Origin of the sequence: Caballeronia jiangsuensis (assembly GCF_046030135.1) — a bacterium.
GTDB lineage: Bacteria > Pseudomonadota > Gammaproteobacteria > Burkholderiales > Burkholderiaceae > Caballeronia > Caballeronia jiangsuensis.
This window is the reverse complement of record NZ_JAQQDB010000009.1, coordinates 126,754-147,033: the sequence shown is the minus strand read 5'-3', so window position 1 is coordinate 147,033 and position 20,280 is coordinate 126,754. Positions and strand designations below refer to the sequence as shown.

The following is a 20,280-nucleotide window of genomic DNA, read 5'->3' as shown; positions in this document are numbered from 1 at the left end:
AGACGCGGAATTTATAATCCGCAGCATGCTCACGCCCAACGATCCCATCGATGCGCACTGGCGCGTCGTCCCGCTTTCATCGCTCACCGATGCACAAAAGGACTGGCTCACGCGCGGCGGTTCGCTGACCGCGCATCTGCGCACGCTCGGCGCGGTGACGGTCGAAGTCACGCGCGAAGCCGTCGATATGCCCTGGCACGACGAAGCGCGCGCGCTCGATATCACGCCGCGCACGCCGGTGTGGGCGCGTGAAGTCGCGCTGAAAGTCGATGGCGTGCCGTTCGTCGTCGCGCATAGCATCGTGCCGCTCGCGCACAGCACGGGCGTGTGGCAATCGATGCGCCGACTGCGCACGCGCCCGCTCGCCGAACTGCTCTATAGCGACAGCAGCGTGTCGCGTTCGGCGCTCGCGAGCCGAAGAGTCACCGCGCGGCATCCGCTGCATCGGCTCGCGTCGGCGCAATCGGATGAGCAGCCGCACACGCTCGTCGCGCGTCGTTCGGTGTTCAAACGTCACGACGCACCGCTGATGGTCACCGAATGCATGCTCGATGCGCTCTGGGCGAAGCTCGCCACGATGCACGACCGGCATCGGCGCGAACATGCTCGCTCTTACGATCATCTGAGCTCGCATGCGAAGCGCGTCGCGCACGGCGAGGCGAAATGAAGCTCGACGCGAAGCTTGCAGGATTTGCGCCCATCGGCGATGAAGAAACGCACACGCTCATCCTCGGCAGTTTTCCGGGCGTCGCGTCCCTCGCGGCGACGCAGTATTACGCGCATCCGCGCAATCAGTTCTGGCGGCTCGTCGGCGCGGCGATCGGCGAGGATCTGCACGCACTCGTCTACGATGAACGCATCGCGCGTCTCGTCGCGCACGGCATCGGTCTGTGGGACGTGCTCGCCGCCTGCGAACGCGAAGGCAGCCTCGATACGGCGATCCGCAACGCATCGCCCAATGACTTCGCGCAGTTCCGCACGCGCTTTCCGAAGCTGCACAAGGTGTGCTTCAACGGCAAGACATCGGGCAAATTCGCGCCCATCCTGAGCGCCGCGGGCTACGCGACGCTCGTGCTGCCATCGTCGAGCGCGGCCAATGCTATCCTCTCGTTCGATCAAAAATTGCGCATCTGGCGCGACATCCTCACCACACAATGACGAATCTCATCAAGCGCGCATCGGCTGAAGCGCGCGCGTTCAGCCGTAAAAAGAACGACAGCAAGGCGAAGCGCAAGCGCAGCGACGACGATCGCGACGATCTCGCAAACGCGCCGCGCATCGACGCGCCTCGCAAGCCGCGCTTCGCGCCCGTGACGTTCTCGGAAGAGGGCGGCGTGCGCTATCTGCACTTCGGCACCGAATGGGTGCAAGGCGCGATGCGTCTGAAGAAGCCCGATCACATCGAGCTCGAATATGCGCAGCAGATGATGGCGTGGCTGCTTTTCGTCGAAACGCCGGAACGCATCGTGCAGCTCGGGCTCGGCGCCGCCGCGCTCACGAAGTTCTGCTATCGCTTTCTGAAGCACGCGAAAGTGGAAGCCGTCGAGCTGAATCCGGCGGTCGTGATCGCCGCGCGCGCGATGTTCGAACTGCCCTACGACGATGCGCGCCTCACCGTCACCGAGCGCGACGCGTGGGAGTTCGTCAACGACCGCGCGAATCACGGCACGATCGGCGCGTTGCAGATCGATCTCTACGACGCCACCGCGCGCGGCCCCGTGCTCGACAGCGTCTCGTTCTATCGCGCGTGCCGTGCCTGCCTCACGCCGCAGGCGGGCGTCGTCACGATCAACCTGTTCGGCGATCATCCGAGCTTCGTGCGCAACATGCGTCATCTCAACGAAGCGTTCGATCATCGCGTGATCGCGCTGCCCGAAGTGCACGACGGCAATCGCGTCGCGATCGCGTTCGCCGGTCCCGCGCTCGACGTTTCGTTCGAGGCGCTCGACACGCGCGCGAAGCTCATCGAAGCGCAACTCGGCTTGCCCGCGCGCAAATGGGTGAAGGGTCTCGCTGCGAGCGCGGGCGGCGCGGCGAGCGGCGCGTTCTCGATCTGATTGACCCGGCGCAAGAAGCCCTGGCCAGAACGAGGGTTTTGGCCTATTTACAAGATGCTTTCAAATCAGCGGAATAGTCGGGATTCCCCCTGCTTGACCGTGTTTTAAGGGTCCATATACTCCCTCTGTTATTTCGGGGTGCTTTCAGCGGCATGTCTACCCGACGACCGGCATCCCGCCGGGCTCGCAATAACGACGCGAATCAAAACAAAGAGGAGACCGTTCATGGCTCACGAAGCTACGACCGGCACCGGACAACCGCGCAACAAGCATTGGCTATGGCTTCTGATCCTTCCGTGGATCGGTGTGGTATGGGTGCCGTTTTACAACAAGATCGAGCCCGTTCTGTGGGGCTTTCCGTACTTCTACTGGTATCAGCTCCTGTGGGTGCTGATCAGCGCGGTCATCACCGCCGTCGTCTATAAGAAGACGAAGGCGCTGCCCTCGGGACGCAAGAACGGAGGTGCGCGATGATGAACGCCACCGCAACTTTCGTCTTCGTTCTCTTCTTCGTCGGCGTCACGATTCTCGGCTTCATCGCCGCGCACTGGCGCAAGGGCGATCTCGCCCAGCTCGACGAATGGGGTCTCGGCGGACGCCGCTTCGGCACCATCGTCACGTGGTTCCTGCTCGGCGGCGATCTCTACACCGCCTATACGTTCGTCGCGGTGCCGGCGCTCGTGTTCGGCGCGGGCGCGACGGGCTTCTTCGCGCTGCCGTACACCATCCTCATCTATCCGTTCGCGTTCGTCGTGTTTCCGAAGCTCTGGAGCATCGCGAAGCGTCACGGCTATGTGACCGCCGCCGACTTCGTGCACGCGCGCTACAACAGCCGCATGCTCGCGCTCGCGGTCGCGGTGACGGGCATTGTCGCGACGATGCCGTATATCGCGCTGCAGCTCGTCGGCATCGAAGTGGTGATCGGCGCGCTCGGATTCTCGACGCAAGGCTTCGTCGGCGATCTGCCGCTCATCATCGCGTTCGCGATTCTCGCCGCGTACACGTACACGTCGGGCCTGCGCGCGCCCGCGATGATCGCCGTGGTGAAGGACGTGCTGATCTACATCACCATCATCGCCGCGATGATCGTGATTCCGGCGCAGCTCGGCGGCTTCGGCCATATCTTCAGCGTCGTGCCGCCCGAGAAGCTGCTCCTGAAAGCGCCCGATGCCGCGAGTCTGAACGGCTACAGCGCCTACGCGACGCTCGCAGTCGGCTCGGCGCTCGCGCTCTTCCTGTACCCGCACTCGGTGACGGCGATTCTCTCGTCGAACTCCGGCAACACGATCCGCCGCAACATGGCGCTCCTGCCGGCGTATTCGCTCGTGCTGGGCCTGCTCGCGCTGCTCGGCTACATGGCGCTGGCATCGGGCGTGAAGGATATGCCCGAGTTCGCGTCGTACTTCAAGGCCTACGGCGCGAACTTCGCGGTGCCGGCGCTCTTCCTGCACTACTTTCCGTCGTGGTTCGTGGGCGTGGCGTTCGCGGCGATCGGCATCGGCGCGCTGGTTCCGGCGGCGATCATGTCGATCGCGGCGGCGAATCTCTACACGCGCAACGTGCATCGCGAGTTCGTCAATACGTCGATGACGCCGGAGCAGGAAACCAACGTCGCTAAGCTGGTGTCGCTGATCGTGAAGGTCGGCGCGGTGGTCTTCATTCTCGCGCTGCCGCTCACCTACGCGATCCAGCTGCAACTGCTCGGCGGCATCTGGATCATCCAGACGCTGCCCGCGCTCGTGCTCGGCCTCTATACGCGCGTGCTCGATCATCGCGGCCTGCTGCTCGGCTGGGCGGTGGGCATCGGCGTCGGCACGTGGATGGCCGTGTCGCTGCAACTGAAGGGCTCGATCTATCCGCTGCATCTGTTCGGCTACGTCGTGCCGGGCTACGCGGCGGTGTGGGCGCTGATCGCGAACCTGATCGTCTCGATCGTCGTGAGCCTGCTCGTGCGCGTGCTGGGCCTCAAGCGCTCGGATGACCGCACGCGTCCGGAAGACTATCTGGATATCGTGGAAGGCTGATTCCGGCCGGTCGCGCACGCGTGCGGCGCGGCGCGCGAAAAGCTGGTAAAACGCCCGTAACAGCCGTCTGGCCGTTACGGGCGTTTCGTTTTCCGGCTGCCTTGATTTGACGGGCGTGCGTGTTCATCGACTTGAGCGAACCATGCTTTCTCCGACATCGACGTCACATAGGCGCAGCCGTCTCGCGCGCTTCTTCCATTCGATCGCGTCACCGTACTTCCGCTACCGGCACGCGAACGTGATCCACGCGGTGCGCGTCGGGATCGCGATGGCGGTGTCGATCGCGGTCACGACGGGCATCGACATGCCGCACGGCGTGTGGGCGTCGGTATCGGTGCTGGTGGTGATCGGCGGATTGCAGCATTACGGCAATATCCGCAAGAAGGCCGGCGAGCGCGCGATCGGCACGATGCTGGGCGCGTTCTTCGGGCTCACGCTTATCCTCGCGCAGATGCTCACCGGCTCCGTGATGGTGTTCTTCGTGCTGATGTGCGTGATCGCGGGCGGCTGCGCCTACTATGCGATCGGCAAGGCCGGCTATGTCGCGCTGCTCACGGCGATCACCATGGTCATCGTCTCGGGCCACGGCGACCTGCCGCTTTCCACCGGCTTATGGCGCACGGCCAATGTGATGATCGGCGTCGTGATCGCGCTCGCGCTCTCGTTCGTGTTGCCGCAATACGCGACGTATTCCTGGCGCTATCGGCTCGCGGACAATCTGCGCGAGTGCGCGAAGCTGTACGGCGCCTTGCTCGACGGCACGCCGCTTCACGCGGAGGACACCGCGCGGCGCTTCTATGCGATGAGCCAGCGGCTCGTGCAGTCGCGCGGGCTGATGGAATCGGTCTCGAAGGAAACCGATGTGCCGATGGCGCGGCTCGAAGAGATCCAGCGGCTGCACCGCTCGATTCTCGCTGCGCTGGAAATGCTGGTGATGTCGATGCCGGAAGTCGCGAGCGCGACGCCCAGTCGTTTCGCGATCGCGTGTTCGCCGGGCGAGTATGCGGTGCGCCAGCAGCTTCTGCAGATGGCGCGCGCATTGCGCTTCGGGCGCGTGGGCCTGCTGTACCGCGTGGTGGATGCGCCGACTGTGCCGCCATGCGCCGACGACGATGCGAACATGTCGACGCAGGGCATGCACTGGCTCGCGATGCGTTTCGTGGAGCAGGTGGACCGGCTGCGGCTGCGTCTGTCGGAGATCGAGCGGCAGTGGAATATCGAAGGCGCGCGGCCGCTCAATCCTTGATGTGACGAAGCGATGAAGCGATGAAGCGATGAAACTCAGGCCGGCTGCGCTTCGCCTTCGTGCACCACATTGATGAGCCAGGGCACGCCGAAACGATCCGTCAGCATGCCGAAGCCTTGCGTCCAGAACGTGGATTGCCACGGCGTCAGGACGTTGCCTCCTTCGGCGAGCATCTTGAAGATGCGCTCGCCGGATTGCGCGTCGCTCGCGGCGATCGATAGCGTGAAGCCCGAGTATTCCTTACGCGGCTGATCGTAGCGGCCGTCCGAGACCATGATCGCGTTCTGCCCGACAAAAAACACCGCGTGCATGACCTTGTCCTGCCAGTCGGGCGGTGCGTTGCCGCCGTCCGGCACGTCGCGAAAGCGGACCAGTGTGGCGATCTGCGCGCCGAATGCCGCCTGATAGAGTTCGAGCGCCGCCGCGCAATCGCCGTTATAAAAAAGATACGTGTCCAGTTGCATGACCGGTGACTCCGTGCATATGAAGCGGACATGCCGCCAAAGCCAACAAGTCTATTGCAACGAAGTCCCACGCTGACTCGGAAAGAGTCAAATTACGTGGTGAAGCGGCGAAATGAAAAAAACCGCGGATCGCGCCAATATTTCGGCGCGATCCGCGGTTTTCGTTTGAGGCATGCGTTACTGAAGCGCGGTGATCAGCTTCTCCAGCTTGATCGCATCGGCGGCAAACGCGCGGATGCCTTCCGCGAGCTTTTCGGTCGCCATCGCGTCGTCGTTGACGAGGAAGCGGAAGGTCGGCTCATCGACGGCGATCTTCTCCACGTTCTCGTTCTTCACCGCTTCCGGCGAGAGCTTGCGTTCGACCGTATCGTTGCTGTCGGCGAGTTTCTTCAGGAGATCGGGGCTGATCGTCAGCAGGTCGCAGCCGGCGAGCTCCGTAATCTGGCTCACCGTGCGGAAGCTCGCGCCCATGACCTCGGTCTTGTAGCCGAACTTCTTGTAGTACGAGTAGATGCGCCGCACCGACTGCACGCCGGGATCGTTCGCGCCGCCGTTCTTCACGTCGTCCCATTCCGCGCCGGCGGACTTCTTGTACCAGTCGTAAATGCGGCCGACGAACGGCGAGATCAGTTGCGCGCCCGCTTCGGCGGCCGCCACGGCCTGCGCGAGCGAGAACAACAGCGTCATGTTGCAGTGGATGCCTTCCTTCTGCAGCACTTCGGCCGCGCGGATGCCTTCCCACGTCGATGCAAGCTTGATGAGCACGCGCTTGCGATCGACGCCCGCGTTTTCATACAGCTTGATGATCTCGCGGCCCTTGTCGATCGAAGCCTTGGTGTCGAACGAAAGGCGCGCATCGACTTCGGTCGAAACGCGGCCCGGAACGATTTTCAGAATTTCGGTACCGAACGCCACGAGCAGATTGTCGATGATCTGCGGCATCGGCTTCTTCGCGTGCTCCTTGACGGTATTTTCGAGCAGCGGCTTGTAATCGTCCTTCTGGACGGCCTTCAGGATCAGCGACGGATTCGTGGTCGCATCCTGCGGCTTGAACTGGATGAATTGCTGGAAGTCGCCCGTGTCGGCGACGACGGTCGTGTACTGCTTGAGCTGGTCGAGAGCGGATGTCATGTCGAGTCTCAGACGCGTTGCGCCTTGTCAAATTGCGGTAACCAACCCGCGGATTGCCCATGATTGCGACGCCGCGCGGCGACTTCGTTCGCGCGGCGCGCCCCTTGAATGTCATTCTCCCATTCTAGTCCCGAGCGTGGCGAGCGCGCTGATACCGTGCGCGCCGGTTTTCGACCGGGCGCGGGACTGCGCGTTCAATCGGCCTTCAATCCACCGCGTAGGCGAGTTCGTGCCAGCGCCGCACCGTGCCCGAGCCGAGTTGACCCCGTGCGAAGCGCATTTTGCGGACCTCGTCGAGCGCGTGGGCCTCCTTCGCCGTATCGCCGCAGCTCATTTTCAGGACGACGTCCTGGACGTGCCCGGCGTCGTCGAGCAGTACGCGCACGATCGTCTTGCGTTTCTGGGCGGTGCCGGGCGGCGCGGAGCGCGCCAGCAGTTTGTCGATCAAAGCCATGACGGAATTACACAGTTCGGTTGCGGAAAAACCGGCCGGAAATCGGGGCCGATTCCGTCATTGTAGGCTGCGTCAGGATCGTCTGGCGTTGAGCACGATATGTGTCGCGACGCCCGCGATCAATCCCCAGAAGGCCGAGCCGATGGAGAGCAGCGTGAGGCCCGATGCCGTCACCATGAACGTGACGAGCGCGGGCTCGCGCTGACGCGCGTCCTGCATCGCGTTGGCGAGACCGCTCATGATCGAGCCGAAGAGCGCGAGCGCGGCCACGGACACGACCAGTTCCTTCGGAAAGGCCGCGAAAAGGGCGGCGATGGTCGCGCCGAACGTGCCTGCGATCAGATAGAAAATGCCGCACCAGACGGCGGCCGTGTAGCGCTTGTCGCGGTTCTCGTGCGCCTCCCGGCCGGTGCAGATCGCGGCGGTGATGGCCGCGAGATTCACGCCGTGCGAGCCGAACGGCGCGAGCACGAGCGACGCGATGCCGGTCGCCGAGATGAGCGGGGCGGAGGGCGTCGTGTAGCCGTCGGCGCGCAGCACGGCGATGCCCGGCACGTTCTGCGAAGCCATCGCGACGACGAAAAGCGGAATGCCGATGCTGATCGCCGCGGCGAGCGAGAACGCGGGCATCGTGAAAACCGGATGCGCGAGCGCGACGTGAAAGTGCGTGAAGTCGAGCAGCCCGAGCCCGCCCGCGATCGCGATGCCCACGATGAGCGTGGCCGGAATCGCGTAACGCGGCACGAAGCGCTTGGCCGTGAGATACGTGAAGAACATCGCGATGACGAGCGCGGTCCGATGCTCGGCGGCGCGGAAAATCTCGATGCCGATCTCGAACAGGATGCCCGCGAGCAAGGCGGCGGCGATGCCCGTCGGGACGCGCTTCATCAGCGTGTCGAACCAGCCGGTGAGGCCGACGGCGGTCAGGAGCACCGCGCAGACGATGAACGCGCCGATCGCATCGGCATAGGCGACGTTCGGCAGCGACGACACGAGCAGCGCCGCGCCCGGCGTCGACCACGCGATGACGATCGGCGCGCGATAACGCAGCGACAGCCCGATGGTGCAGACCGCCATGCCCATCGAGAGCGCCCAGATCCACGACGAAATCTGCGCGTTCGTGAGATGCGCGGCCTGGCCCGCCTGGAACATCAGCACGAGCGAACTGGTGTAGCCGGTCATCATCGCGACGAAGCCGGCGACGACGGTGGACAGCGAAGTATCAAAGAGGAAGCGCGGCGCGGCGGGCGCCGGTGCGGAAGCTTTCATTCGTGTTCTTTTCGGTTACTTCGACAGCGCGCGCATGGCGGTTTCCAGGCCGGCCATCGTGAGCGGATACATGCGATTGCCGAGCACATTGCGGATCGCGGAAATCGACTGCCGGTATTCCCATAGCCGCTCGGGCTCGGGATTGAGCCACGCGTGATGCGGGAATTGATCGGCGAGCCGGCGCAGCCAGACCGCGCCCGCTTCGGCATTGTTGTATTCCACGGAGCCGCCGGGCTGCAGCACTTCGTAGGGGCTCATGGTCGCGTCGCCGACGAAGATCAGCTTGTAGTCGGGCGTGAACTTGTGCAGCACGTCGAAGGTCGGAGTGCGTTCGGCGTGACGCCGGCGATTGTGCTTCCACAGATAGTCGTACACGCAGTTGTGGAAGTAGTAGAACTCGAGATGCTTGAACTCCGCCTTCGCCGCCGAAAACAGCTCTTCGACGCGCTTGATGTGATCGTCCATCGAGCCGCCGACATCGAGCAGCATCAGCACCTTCACGTTGTTGTGGCGCTCGGGGACCATCTTGATATCGAGCCAGCCCGCATTGGCCGCGGTGCTGCGAATCGTGTCGGGCAGATCGAGTTCCTCGGCCGCGCCTTCGCGCGCGAAGCGCCGCAGGCGACGCAGCGCGACCTTGATATTGCGCGTGCCGATTTCGACCTGATCGTCGTAGTCTTTGTACGCGCGCTCGTCCCACACCTTCACGGCGGTGCGATTCCCCGACGATTCCCCGCCGATGCGAACGCCTTCCGGGTTATAGCCGCCGTGTCCGAAGGGCGACGTGCCGCCCGTGCCGATCCACTTGTTGCCGCCTTCGTGACGCTCCTTCTGCTCGTCCATGAGCTCTTTCAGACGCTCCATGAGCTTGTCGATGCCGCCGAGCGCCTCGATGCGCTTCTTTTCCTCCGCGGTGAATTCGCGGTCGAGGCGCTTTTTGAGCCAGTCGAGCGGAACGTCGAAAGCTTCGTCGGGAAGCTGCGTCACGCCGTGGAAATACGCGCCGAACGCGCGATCGAACTTGTCGAAGTACTTCTCGTCCTTCACGAGCGTCATGCGAGAGAGGAAGTAGAACTCGTCGAGCGACGGTGAAATCACCTGCGCCTTCAGCGCTTCGAGCAAGGTCAGATATTCCTTCACCGAGACGGGCAGCTTCGCGTCGCGCAGCGAGTAGAAAAAGTCGATCAGCATGGCGCGCTCTCCATCGTGACGGGTTTCAGCGGTCGAGCCGGTAGTTCAGATTGGCGCGCACCGCCGGCCACTCCGACTGGATGATGGAGAACACGACGGTGTCGCGCATCACGCCATCACGGCCCACCTGATGATTGCGCAGGATACCGTCCTGCTTCGCGCCGAGCCGCGCGATCGCGGTGCGCGACGCGTGGTTCATGAAATGCGTGCGGAACTCCACGGCGATGGCATCGAGTTTTTCGAACGCGTGCGTCAGCAGCAGCAACTTGGCTTCGGTGTTGAGCGCGGTCTTCTGCACGCGTCTCGCGTACCACGTATGGCCGATCTCCAGCCGCCGGTTCGCTTCGTCGACGTTGAAGTAGCGCGTCGAACCGACGACATCGCCCGTCTTCGCATCGATCACCGCGAACGGATGCGCGCCGAGTCGATCGCGCATGTCGAGCGCCGTGTCGATATAGCCGCGCGTCTTGTCGGGCGAGGGCACGAAGGTGTACCAGAGCTTCCACAATTCACCGTCGCTGGCGGCGGCCGTGAGGGCCGGTTCGTGTTCGCGCGTGAGCGGCACGAGCCTGACGTGCTCGCCTTCCAGTGTGACGGGTTCGATCCAGCGGCTCATTTATCTTTTTAGCGATGGTTGCGATTCATGAAGAGCAGACGCTCGAACAGCGCGACGTCCTGCTCGTTCTTGAGGAGCGCGCCGTGCAGCGGCGGGACGATCTGCTTCTGATCCGACGAGCGCAGCGCTTCGGGCGGAATGTCTTCGGCCAGAAGCAGCTTGAGCCAGTCGAGCAGTTCGGAAGTGGACGGCTTCTTCTTGAGGCCCGACACGCCGCGCAGCTCGAAGAAGCTCTGCATGGCGGCGGCGAGCAGGTCCTGCTTGATGTTCGGGAAGTGCACCTCGACGATCGCCTTCATCGTCTCGGCGTCCGGGAACTTGATGTAGTGGAAGAAGCAGCGGCGCAGGAACGCGTCCGGCAGTTCCTTCTCGTTGTTCGACGTGATGATCACGAGCGGCCGGTGCGCGGCCTTCACGAGCTCGCGCGTCTCGTACACGTAGAACTCCATGCGGTCGAGTTCGCGCAGCAAATCGTTCGGAAATTCGATGTCCGCCTTGTCGATCTCGTCGATGAGGAGCACGCTCTGCTGGTCCGACTCGAACGCCTGCCACAGCACGCCCTTGACGATGTAATTGCCGATGTCCTTCACGCGCTCGTCGCCGAGTTGCGAATCGCGCAGACGCGAGACCGCGTCGTATTCGTACAGGCCTTGCTGCGCCTTGGTCGTCGACTTGATATGCCATTGCAGGAGCGGCATGCCGAGCGCGAGCGCGACTTCCTCCGCAAGCATGGTCTTGCCGGTGCCGGGTTCACCCTTGATGAGCAGCGGCCGTTGCAGCGTCATCGCGGCATTCACCGCGAGCTTGAGATCGTCGGTTGCGACGTATTGCGATGAGCCTTCGAAACGCATGACGAAGATCCGGTTGGCAAAAAAATCCCAGTATAAGTCAGAAGACCTTTCGATATTGAGGCGCGCCGGGTATCGTTTGAGCCGCTCTATCGGCGGGTTGCCGAAGCGAGTCCGAATGCTGCGCAGCGTGCGCGCAAGCGGGCTCATCGCTTGTACAGGGGCGAATTGTCGCAGGCAAAACGGCTGCTTTTCAGCCGATTCCCCTTGCCAGCAGGGCTTCGGCGCGGTTCGCGTGTGGACGGGGGGTAGGTCGCGCGGTACAATTAGCGCGATTTTTTTGGCCTGCGTGGCGACCAACCCTGTAGCAGCAAACAGTCCCGAGAAGGTTGTAATGCGCTCGGCGCGGGCCGCGGCCTTTTGAGCGCCGGATTTCCCCTCAAGCCAGGTTAGAAGAGCTATGAACAATTTCGTCGGCAAATGTGCCGTGATTGCAGCGCTGTCCGGTCTCGCCGGCTTCGCGACCGAGGCGTCGGCCGACGTCGTCGGCAACGCGAAGGCCGCAGAGGGCAAGGTCGCGATGTGCATCGGCTGCCACGGCATCCCCGGCTATCGCACCGCGTACCCCGAAGTCTACGAAGTGCCGATGCTCGGTGGCCAGAACGCGCAGTACATCGCCAATGCGCTGCACGCCTACAAGAAGGGCGACCGTCATTTCGACACGATGCGCGCCATCGCGACGACGCTGTCGGATCAGGATATCGCCGATATCGCCGCGTACTACGCCGCGCAGACTCCCCAATCGAAGAACAATCCCGACAAGTGATCCGCGCGTGACACGGCAAAGCGATAAACGGGAAGGAGAATTCATGAAGCCGTCCAAGGCACTTCATTCAAGCTTCAAGGCAGCATGCGCGGCAGCGGCGCTCATCGGCATGACGGTCGGCGCCGCGCACGCGGCCGACGTGAGCAACGGCAAGGCGCTCTCCGACAGCCACAACTGCGCGGCCTGCCACGGCCCCGGTCTCAACAAGCCGGTGAGCGGCGAGTATCCGCGCCTCGCGGGACAGCATGCAACCTATATCTACTGGGCGCTGCGCCAGTATCAGATCGGCGGCAACAATCCGAACTTCGGCCGCAACAACGCCATCATGGCGGCGCAGGTGCAGAGCCTGTCGCAGAGCGATCTGAAGGATCTCGCGGCGTATATCGAATCGCTCGACGGCAATCTCGTGCTGAAGAAGTAAGCGCGCGGCTTTCGAGGATTCGCCGGCAAGCAACACCCCGCTTCTCAAGCGGGGTGTTTTCATTTTGACGGCGCGTATTTCGGATGCTTAGTCGCGCGAAGCACGACGCTCGATCAGCGCGAGATAGGCATCGGTATCCGGCGGCGTGCCCGTGCGCTGCGCTTCCCAGATCACCTGTCCGAGGCAATCCATGATCGCGTGCTGCGCGTCGTGCGGCGAGCCGAGGCGCGCGACCAGCCTGTCGTGCGCGCGGCGGATGCCCGGCGGCTGATCGATCGACAATTGCTCGCTGATCGCGAGATGCATCGACAGATGCAGAAACGGATTGGTCTGGCCGCGATCGGGCGAGTAATCGGCTTCGCGCGATTCGGGTTTCGCGAGCGCGTCGTGATATTCCGGATGCTCGCCGATCCAGTCGGCGGCCATGCTTTCGAGCGGCGTCAGAATCTCGCCGGCGCGCTCCTTGCGCCAGGTTTCGGTAAAGAACTGGCGGACTTCGTCGCGGCTAGGGTTGAACATAAGGTATTGATTCGATTGCGGGTTTCTGAACCCGCTATTGTAGACCGTGGCGCGTGCGGTCTGCCCAAACCGCTCATTCGACCGGCGCGGGCGTCTTCGGCCGATATTCGCAGAGCGGCTCGATCGCGCAATGCCAGCACTCGGGCACGCGCGCCTTGCACACGTAACGCCCGTGCAGGATCAGCCAGTGATGCGCATCGTGCAGGAACTCTTTCGGCGTGAACTTTTCGAGCGCGGTCTCGACGGCGCGCACGTCCTTGCCGGGCGCGATTCCCGTGCGATTCGCAACGCGGAAGATGTGCGTATCGACGGCGATGGTCGGCTGCCCGAACGCCGTGTTCAGGATGACGTTCGCCGTCTTGCGTCCGACGCCCGGCAACGCTTCGAGCGCCTCGCGGTTATCGGGCACGTCGCCGCCGTATTGATCGATGAGAATGCGGCACGTCGCGATCACGTTCTTCGCCTTGGTGCGATAAAGCCCGATCGTGCGGATGTATTCCGTCACGCCTTCCTCGCCGAGCGCAAGCACCGCCGCCGGCGTGTTGGCGACGGGAAACATCTTGCGCATGGCCTTGTTGACGGAAACGTCGGTCGCCTGCGCGGAGAGCAACACGGCGATCAGCAGTTCGAAGGGCGTCGTGTATTCGAGCTCCGTCGTCGGATGCGGATTGATGCTTTGCAAGGTCTCGTAGATGGCGCGGCGCTTCGTGGCGTTCATGGTTCGATATCCGTTCTCACGCGGGTTTGTCGCTTCGATCGCCCTCGCCGGGATGGGACGCGTTTTCATCCTCCGTCAGCCCGAGACGGCGACGGCGCTGCTCGGCGCTGTCGATCTGCGCCTGCACCGCGGCGCTCACGTGATCCGTGTTTTTCGGACCCGCGCCGAGCTTCGCCATCTCTTCCTTCTTCTTGCGCGCGCGTTCCAGCGCGGCCTGAATGATCGCGCGTTTCTTTGCTTCCGGATCGTCGCTCGAAGCTTGCGTCGCAGCCGGCGCGACCGGTTGCGTCGACGGCGTTTGCGGCGTTTGCGGCACCGGCTGGTCCGCGTGCGCGGCGCGCGCCGCCTGACGCGCGCTTGCCCGCGCCTCGGCGGCCGCGCGTTCGCGTTCGAGACGCGCCATGCGGCGGTCGTGCCGTGCGCGGGCCGCATCGGCTTCGTCCTGGCTCCATGCGTCCCAGCCGGTGCGCGTGCCGGTGACGGGCACCATCGCGATGCAATCGACCGGGCAGGGCGGCACGCACAGATCGCAACCCGTGCACAGCTCGGCGATGACCGTGTGCATCTGCTTCGCCGCGCCGACGATCGCATCGACCGGACACGCCTGCATGCACAGCGTGCAACCGATGCATACGTTCTCGTCGATCACGGCGACGGGCCGCGCGCGCTCGACGCCGTGCGTCGTATCGAGAGGAATATCGGGCTTGCCGAGGAGCGCGGCCAGTCGCGCGACACCTTCGGCGCCGCCCGGCGGGCATTGGTTGTAGTTCGCCTCGCCCGCGGCGATGGCGTCGGCGTAAGGCCGGCAGGCGGGATAGCCGCACTTGGTGCATTGCGTCTGCGGCAGCAGATCTTCGATGCGCTCAGCGAGCGTCTTGGGAGCGGTTGCGGTCACGAGGAATTGCGATGATGCCTTGGGGACTGGCGCAGCATGTGCGCGACGCAGGCGAAGCGCGTGGCTGTGATCACGTCCACAACGACGACGGCGGCACGCTGCCTGTTCGGCGCGTGTCCCGCTCTTTCGGTCACGCGCTCGGCTTTAATCGACATTATCGCCGAAGTCCTCACCAGTCGTGCCGAATGGCTTTCAATCCTAATTGCCAATGTGCTTCGATGTGCGCATAATCGAAGCGCTTTTCCGTTTGACCGCAGGACGGTGTTTCCCAATAACCATGGGCAGCGCCCGTTCACGTCATGTACCCCAACGCGGGCCGCGTGACGCTAATCCGGCAACGCGGCTCCCGAGTCATGCCACCATGAATCAGCCGAAAATCAAAAGAGATCCTGAAGGCACCCGGCGCCGTATTCTGCTTGCCGCCGCAGAAGAGTTCGCTGCAGGCGGTCTGTTCGGCGCACGCGTCGACCAGATTGCGCGCCGGGCGGAGACCAATGAACGCATGCTCTACTACTACTTCGGTAGCAAGGAGCAGTTATTCACCGCGGTGCTCGAACATGCTCTTTCGGCGCTCGTCGAAGCCGAACGCACGCTCGAACTCGACGGCATCGCGCCCATCGAAGCGATGACGCGTCTCGCGCATTTCGTCTGGGATTACTACCGGGATCACCCGGAATTGCTGCGCCTCATCAATAACGAAAATCTGCATGAGGCGAGATATATCAAAGGATCGAATCGAATCCGCGAACTCATTTCGCCGATCGTCGCGACGCTCACGGCTATTCTCGATCGTGGCCAAAAGGCCGGGCTGTTTCGCACCGACGTCGATCCGCTCAAGCTCTATATCGTGCTGTCGGGGCTCGGCTATTACATCGTGTCGAACCGCTTCACGCTCGAAGCGACGTTCGGCCTCGACTTCAGCGAGCAAGGCCAGCGCGAGCAGATCGTGCGCATGAACACCGAGTTGCTGCTCGCTTATCTGACGCGCCGCTGATCGACCGCTTTCGCGTTCGCGCCGTCTGAAGAAAAAACGTCGCGCCCTTTGCAAGGCGCGACGTTTTCATTTGACGTGATGGAATCGGTCCCGGCGCATTCACGCTTATGCGGGCACGGCTTCCGTCTTCGGCGTCTTGTCGTGCTCGAGAATGAACTCGCGCAATTGCGGATACACCATCGTGCGCCAGCGGCGGCCCGAGAAGATGCCGTAGTGGCCGGCCTTCTCCGCCGTGAAATGGCGCTTGTGCTTTGGCGGGATGCCGGTGCAGAGATCGTGCGCGGCGCGCGTCTGGCCGCTGCCGGAGATGTCGTCGAGCTCGCCTTCGATCGTGAAGAGGGCAGTGTGCTTGATGTCCTGCGGACGCACGAGTTCGTCGTTGACTTCCCACGTGCCTTCGGCGAGCCGGAACTCCTGGAACACGACGCGGATCGTCTCGAGGTAATACTCGGCGGCCATGTCCAGCACGGCGTTGTATTCGTCGTAGAAACGGCGATGTTGCTCGGCGTCGTCATCGTCGCCGCGCAGCAGATTTTGATAGAAGTCCCAATGGGCCGTGAGATGGCGTTCGGGATTCATCGCGACGAAGCCCGCATGCTGCAGGAAGCCCGGATAAACCTTGCGGCCCACACCCGGATAGTTCGCGGGCACGGTGTAGATGACGTTGTTCTCGAACCACCCGTACGAGTGCTCGTTCGCCAGCGAGTTGACGGACGTGGGGCTGCGGCGCGCGTCGATCGGGCCGCCCATCATGGTCATCGTGCGGGGCGTGTCTTCGCCGCGGCTCGCCATCAGCGAAATGGCGGCGAGCACCGGCACGGTCGGCTGACACACCGATATCACGTGCAGATCCTTCGCGCCGATGTGGCGGATGAACTCCTGGATGTATTCGACGTAATCGTCCAGATGGAACGGACCGTTCTCGGTCGGCACCATGCGCGCGTCGATCCAGTCGGTGATGTACACCTTGTGGTCCTGCAAGAGCGTCTTGACCGTATCGCGCAGCAGTGTGGAATGGTGACCGGAGAGCGGCGCGCACACGAGCACGATCGGCTCGTTCTTCAGCTTGGTGACGGTGGCGCTGTCGTCGGCGAAGCGCTTGAAGCGCAAGAGACGGCAGAACGGCTTCTCGACCACCGTCTGCTCGACGATCGGAATGTTATGTCCGTCCTTGACGATCTGATGAATGCTGAACTCGGGCTTCTCGTAGTCCTTGCCGAGCCGGTAGAGCAACTCGTAACCCGCGGCCAGACGGCTTGAGCCGGGAATATAGGCGAGCGGACTGGCCGGGTTGACGAACGACTTCGATGCAGCTTCGGCCCATGCTGTAAGAGGAGACAGCATGGCTCGCTGAAATTCGTGAATTTGATAGAGCATGGTTGCCCCAGTAACTCCGGTGGAAACCGGCACGCCCGTTGATCCCGGCAAAACATCCGGCGATGAGGCTCAACGGCATTCGATGACCCCCGGCGGCGCGGCGGGCTGTCGCCATGCTGCCGGGGCACTGTCTTTCCTGCAATTTCCTGCCTGCCTTTCCGTGCTGCCACTCGCGCAATATCGACTCTTGTACGACGAACCTTGAGCGGAAGCAAGATTTTCCGCGTACTAAGCGTTCAATTCAATAAATCGGTCGGAATTGCCTGCGTGAAAACAACACATTCCGACATCCTACATTTTGTGCATTGCACCAATATTACCGGGAAACGCGAATTTCATCAAACAAAACATAGATTTATGACTTTCCTGTTGCAGCATCGATGGCGGCTTGCTCATCCGGCACGTCGTGGTTTTCCGGGCCGGATGGCTGGCCAATCGCTTTCGCCATCTCCTCTTCGTGCCGCATCAGATTCATTCCGGTATGCACCAGCGCCACGTGGGTAAAGGCCTGCGGGAAATTCCCGACCATGCGCTTGGCCACCGTGTCGTACTCCTCGGCCAGCAACCCGACATCGTTCGCGAGACCGACGAGACGCTCGAACATCTCGTGCGCTTCATCGATCCGGCCTTGCAGCGCCAGATTGTCGACCAGCCAGAAGCTACAAGCCAGAAACGTGCCTTCTCCGGGCGGCAAGCCATCCGCGACTTCGGCGGTGTGATAACGCTTCACGAGCCCATCGTGCGTCAACTTGGTCTCGATCGCATGTACGGTTCCGGTCACTCGCGGATCTTTAGGCGGCAAAAATCCGAGCAACGGGATGAGAAGCAGGCTCGCATCGAGCGCATCGCTGTCGTAGGCCTGCGTGAAGGAGTTCAGTTCGGCGTTCCAGCTTTTCTTCAGCACCTCGGCGCGGATACGCGCGCGCATCTCGCGCCAGTGGTCGATCGGGCCCGGGAGCTCGAACTTTTCCGCCGATTTGATCGCGCGGTCGTAGGCGACCCACGCCATGACCTTCGAGAACGTGAAGTGCTGGCGTCCGCCGCGCACTTCCCAGATGCCTTCGTCGGGCTGTTCCCAGATCGTGTCGAGGTGTTGCAGCATGGCGCACTGGATCGACCAGGCGGTCTCGTCGCTCTGCAGGCCGCCGACGCGCGCGAGGTGCAGCGCGTTCATCACTTCGCCGTAGACGTCGAGTTGCAACTGATCGACCGCGCCATTGCCGATACGCACCGGCGACGCGCCCTCGTAACCGGGCAGCCACGGGATCTCCCACTCGGGCAGGCGCCGCTCGCCCGCGATGCCGTACATGATCTGGATCTGCGCCGGCGAGCCCGCCATCACGCGGCCCAGCCACGCCCGCCACGCGCGGGCTTCGTCGTAGTAGCCGCCGCGCATCATCGCAAGCAGGGTGATGGTCGCGTCGCGCAGCCAGCAGTAGCGATAGTCCCAGTTACGCGTGCCGCCAAGCTGTTCCGGCAGCGAGGTCGTGGGCGCGGCGACGATGCCGCCCGTCGGCTCGTAGGCGAGCGCCTTCAGCGTGATGAGCGAGCGGCGGATCGCGCTCGCCCAGCGGCCCTTGAGCTCGCTCTGCCCCGACCATTCGCGCCAGTGGTTTTCGGTGCGCGCGAGTTGCGTGTGGGGATCGGACGCGTGCGGCAGGCGCAGATGGGATTGCGAATAGCACAGCGAGAAGGGCACGCGCTCGCCCGCGCTTACATCGAAGCTGGCGGCCGTATGCATGTTTTCGCCGACGAGATCGACCGGCGTGCGCAGCACCGCGAGATCCGGTCCGGCGATCGCGCGAATGCCGCTGTCGTCGGGCAGACGGCTGACCCACGGCACGGCCGAGCCGTAGTCGAAGCGCAGCACCAGCTCCATCTTCATGCGCACCGTGCCACGCCGTCCGATCACGATGCGCACGAGTTCCGAATGCCCGTTGCGCAAGGGCATGAAGTCGACGATCGTCACCGCGCCTTGCGATGTTTCGAAATCCGTTTCGAGGACCAGCGTGTCCTCGCGATAGCGACGGTTGATGACGGGCGTTTCGCCGTCGGGCATCTCGGGAGCGATGAGCCATCGGCCGTGCTCGGGCGTGCCGAGCAGCGCCGCGAAGCACGCGCCGGAGTCGAAGCGTGGCCAACAGAGCCAGTCTACGGAGCCGTCGCGGGAAATCAGGGCTGCGGTGTGGCCGTCGCCGACCATCGCATAGTCTTCGATCAAAGCTGGCATAAGCGAACATCTTCCTGCTGGCGGCGCGGGCCGAATCGAAACGCGCCGCGGGTTGAGCAAAAGATTCGGGACGCGGCGCGCCCCGAGCGAGGCGCGGCGTCAAGGACAAAGAAAGCGACCGACGCCACGCATGCTTTCTGGCCGCATTCTGCCGCAATCGTTCGTTGCAAGCAGAAAACCGGGCCGCGTGTGATCACGGCGCGCAACGGCCGGTGCGACAGCGGTCGCGCCGTGATTGGCGGAAAAGCGCTAGCGAAGCGCCGATCGCGCTGTTGAAAAAGCATTCGACTGATGTTTAGAATGAAGTTTCGTGAAAGGTCGAAGCGCCGTTTCCTTTGTTACTCCCGGCGCTGAAACTCTTGCGCCTTTCACGCGTCTTTCATGCATGACCCCGGCGCGTGACGCGCGCGAGCCATGCAACGGCCTGCGCGCTCCCGGCCGGTCCCTAACGTAGCGTTTTCGAGGAACGGAACCCATGCTCTATCCGTCGAAAGCCGACTGCATCGCCATTCTTTCCGCAGCAAGCCGCGTCTCGGATGCCGAGGCGCTTCTCGCGCTCGATCACAAGCATCTCGGTCTGTCGCGCAACGCGATGGAAACCGCCGCCGCATTTCTCACGGAGCGCGGCTGTTTCAGCCGCTACACCTTCGGCGTCGCTGGCGTTTCGGTCGGTGCGCTGTCGTTGCAGGGACGCCTGCGTCTCGACCAGCTCGCGAACGGCTGACGACACACGCTCGCCCCACGCGGGCCATCCGCGTGTCCTTTTTTCGTGACACTTTGCGCACGCGCACGGCTCAACCCGTGCGCGTGCGTTCGCGTTTCCGTTCGCATGTCCGGAACCGCCGAGATGAATCGGCGTCACAACGACAGTCTCGCGTCCGTCAGAAATGGGCCGATCCCATGCCGAACAGCCCGATCAGCCCGATCACGATCAGATAGATCGCGACGATGAAGTTCAGCAACCGCGGCATGATGAGAATCAGGATCCCGGCGATCAGGGAAACCAGCGGGCCAAGGCTTAGGTGAATAGTCATCGCGGCAACTCCTGTTGTTGGTTCGA

Annotated in this window: 23 protein-coding genes; 10 read left to right on the top strand and 13 right to left on the bottom strand. The window is 63.1% G+C overall.

Annotation, left to right across the window (positions count from 1 at the left end; all coding sequences use genetic code 11):
- Positions 1-25: 25 nt before the first annotated feature.
- The 6 genes from PQR08_RS12065 (at position 26) to PQR08_RS12040 (ending at position 5,327) form a co-directional block, all read left to right on the top strand.
- Positions 26-667 carry a chorismate--pyruvate lyase family protein gene (locus PQR08_RS12065; protein WP_250483338.1) on the top strand — a complete coding sequence of 214 codons (642 nt, stop codon included), beginning with the start codon at positions 26-28 and terminating at the stop codon, positions 665-667.
- Entirely contained in the window at positions 664-1,158 is a 495-nt protein-coding gene (locus tag PQR08_RS12060) for a DNA-deoxyinosine glycosylase (protein ID WP_250483339.1), read from the top strand. The genes PQR08_RS12065 and PQR08_RS12060 overlap by 4 nt, the downstream gene beginning before the upstream one ends.
- Positions 1,155-2,057 (top strand): class I SAM-dependent methyltransferase, encoded by a 903-nt coding sequence (locus tag PQR08_RS12055; RefSeq protein ID WP_250483340.1) that lies wholly within the window; start codon positions 1,155-1,157, stop codon positions 2,055-2,057. The genes PQR08_RS12060 and PQR08_RS12055 overlap by 4 nt, the downstream gene beginning before the upstream one ends.
- A 225-nt stretch (positions 2,058-2,282) precedes the next feature.
- On the top strand, positions 2,283-2,531 hold the full coding sequence (locus PQR08_RS12050) for a DUF3311 domain-containing protein (protein ID WP_008350708.1): 249 nt from the start codon (positions 2,283-2,285) through the stop codon (positions 2,529-2,531).
- On the top strand, positions 2,531-4,081 hold the full coding sequence (gene mctP / locus PQR08_RS12045) for a monocarboxylate uptake permease MctP (protein ID WP_035506375.1): 1,551 nt from the start codon (positions 2,531-2,533) through the stop codon (positions 4,079-4,081). Before PQR08_RS12050 ends, mctP begins: the two co-directional genes overlap by 1 nt.
- Positions 4,082-4,223: 142 nt before the next feature.
- On the top strand, positions 4,224-5,327 hold the full coding sequence (locus tag PQR08_RS12040) for an FUSC family protein (protein ID WP_187609478.1): 1,104 nt from the start codon (positions 4,224-4,226) through the stop codon (positions 5,325-5,327).
- Positions 5,328-5,362: 35 nt separating this feature from the next.
- On the opposite strand, the gene PQR08_RS12035 is transcribed toward PQR08_RS12040, so the two are convergent.
- The 7 genes from PQR08_RS12035 to PQR08_RS12005 form a co-directional block, all read right to left on the bottom strand.
- A complete protein-coding gene (locus PQR08_RS12035; RefSeq protein ID WP_187609477.1) occupies positions 5,363-5,791 on the bottom strand; it encodes a VOC family protein in 429 nt (142 codons plus the stop codon).
- A 177-nt stretch (positions 5,792-5,968) separates the two neighbouring features.
- Entirely contained in the window at positions 5,969-6,922 is a 954-nt protein-coding gene (gene tal, locus PQR08_RS12030) for a transaldolase (protein WP_187609476.1), read from the bottom strand.
- Positions 6,923-7,127: 205 nt separating this feature from the next.
- The gene (locus tag PQR08_RS12025) at positions 7,128-7,376 is read right to left on the bottom strand and encodes an energy transducer TonB (protein WP_250483342.1); all 249 of its coding nucleotides are present in this window, start codon (positions 7,374-7,376) and stop codon (positions 7,128-7,130) included.
- Positions 7,377-7,448: 72 nt separating this feature from the next.
- Positions 7,449-8,645: a benzoate/H(+) symporter BenE family transporter gene (locus tag PQR08_RS12020; protein WP_250483343.1), complete on the bottom strand. Its 1,197-nt coding sequence runs from the start codon at positions 8,643-8,645 to the stop codon at positions 7,449-7,451.
- A gap of 15 nt (positions 8,646-8,660) precedes the next feature.
- Positions 8,661-9,836: a vWA domain-containing protein gene (locus PQR08_RS12015; protein ID WP_250483344.1), complete on the bottom strand. Its 1,176-nt coding sequence runs from the start codon at positions 9,834-9,836 to the stop codon at positions 8,661-8,663.
- Between the two features lie 25 nt (positions 9,837-9,861).
- Entirely contained in the window at positions 9,862-10,452 is a 591-nt protein-coding gene (locus PQR08_RS12010; RefSeq protein ID WP_187609472.1) for a GNAT family N-acetyltransferase, read from the bottom strand.
- Between the two features lie 8 nt (positions 10,453-10,460).
- Entirely contained in the window at positions 10,461-11,303 is an 843-nt protein-coding gene (locus tag PQR08_RS12005) for an AAA family ATPase (protein WP_238210206.1), read from the bottom strand.
- Positions 11,304-11,700: 397 nt separating this feature from the next.
- On the opposite strand from PQR08_RS12005, the gene PQR08_RS12000 reads away from it, so the two are divergent.
- Together PQR08_RS12000 and PQR08_RS11995 are read left to right on the top strand one after the other, a co-directional pair.
- Positions 11,701-12,066, top strand: a complete 366-nt coding sequence (locus PQR08_RS12000; protein ID WP_014190874.1) for a c-type cytochrome — start codon at positions 11,701-11,703, stop codon at positions 12,064-12,066.
- A gap of 43 nt (positions 12,067-12,109) precedes the next feature.
- Entirely contained in the window at positions 12,110-12,487 is a 378-nt protein-coding gene (locus PQR08_RS11995; RefSeq protein ID WP_187609470.1) for a c-type cytochrome, read from the top strand.
- Positions 12,488-12,574: 87 nt separating this feature from the next.
- Here PQR08_RS11995 and PQR08_RS11990 read toward each other — a convergent pair whose 3' ends face one another.
- From PQR08_RS11990 to rsxB, 3 genes are all read right to left on the bottom strand, one after another.
- Positions 12,575-13,006 (bottom strand): DUF1841 family protein, encoded by a 432-nt coding sequence (locus tag PQR08_RS11990; protein ID WP_187609469.1) that lies wholly within the window; start codon positions 13,004-13,006, stop codon positions 12,575-12,577.
- A 73-nt stretch (positions 13,007-13,079) separates the two neighbouring features.
- Positions 13,080-13,724, bottom strand: coding sequence for an endonuclease III (gene nth / locus PQR08_RS11985; RefSeq protein ID WP_250483345.1), 645 nt, complete (start codon positions 13,722-13,724; stop codon positions 13,080-13,082).
- Between the two features lie 16 nt (positions 13,725-13,740).
- The gene (rsxB, locus tag PQR08_RS11980; protein WP_250483346.1) at positions 13,741-14,619 is read right to left on the bottom strand and encodes an electron transport complex subunit RsxB; all 879 of its coding nucleotides are present in this window, start codon (positions 14,617-14,619) and stop codon (positions 13,741-13,743) included.
- Positions 14,620-14,980: 361 nt separating this feature from the next.
- Here rsxB and PQR08_RS11975 point away from each other — a divergent pair, with 361 nt between their 5' ends.
- A complete protein-coding gene (locus PQR08_RS11975) occupies positions 14,981-15,613 on the top strand; it encodes a TetR/AcrR family transcriptional regulator (RefSeq protein WP_035506335.1) in 633 nt (210 codons plus the stop codon).
- 105 nt (positions 15,614-15,718) lie between these two features.
- On the opposite strand, the gene PQR08_RS11970 is transcribed toward PQR08_RS11975, so the two are convergent.
- Both PQR08_RS11970 and PQR08_RS11965 read right to left on the bottom strand, forming a co-directional pair.
- Positions 15,719-16,990 (bottom strand): polyhydroxyalkanoate depolymerase, encoded by a 1,272-nt coding sequence (locus PQR08_RS11970; RefSeq protein ID WP_035506338.1) that lies wholly within the window; start codon positions 16,988-16,990, stop codon positions 15,719-15,721.
- A 355-nt stretch (positions 16,991-17,345) separates the two neighbouring features.
- Positions 17,346-19,220 (bottom strand): glycoside hydrolase family 15 protein, encoded by a 1,875-nt coding sequence (locus PQR08_RS11965; RefSeq protein ID WP_250483347.1) that lies wholly within the window; start codon positions 19,218-19,220, stop codon positions 17,346-17,348.
- A 475-nt stretch (positions 19,221-19,695) separates the two neighbouring features.
- Between PQR08_RS11965 and PQR08_RS11960 the strand changes: the two genes are divergently transcribed.
- On the top strand, positions 19,696-19,944 hold the full coding sequence (locus tag PQR08_RS11960) for a hypothetical protein (protein ID WP_035506343.1): 249 nt from the start codon (positions 19,696-19,698) through the stop codon (positions 19,942-19,944).
- A 157-nt stretch (positions 19,945-20,101) separates the two neighbouring features.
- On the opposite strand, the gene PQR08_RS11955 is transcribed toward PQR08_RS11960, so the two are convergent.
- Complete coding sequence (locus PQR08_RS11955) at positions 20,102-20,254, bottom strand: DUF3096 domain-containing protein (protein WP_074168899.1); 153 nt, start codon at positions 20,252-20,254, stop codon at positions 20,102-20,104.
- Positions 20,255-20,280: the final 26 nt, after the last annotated feature.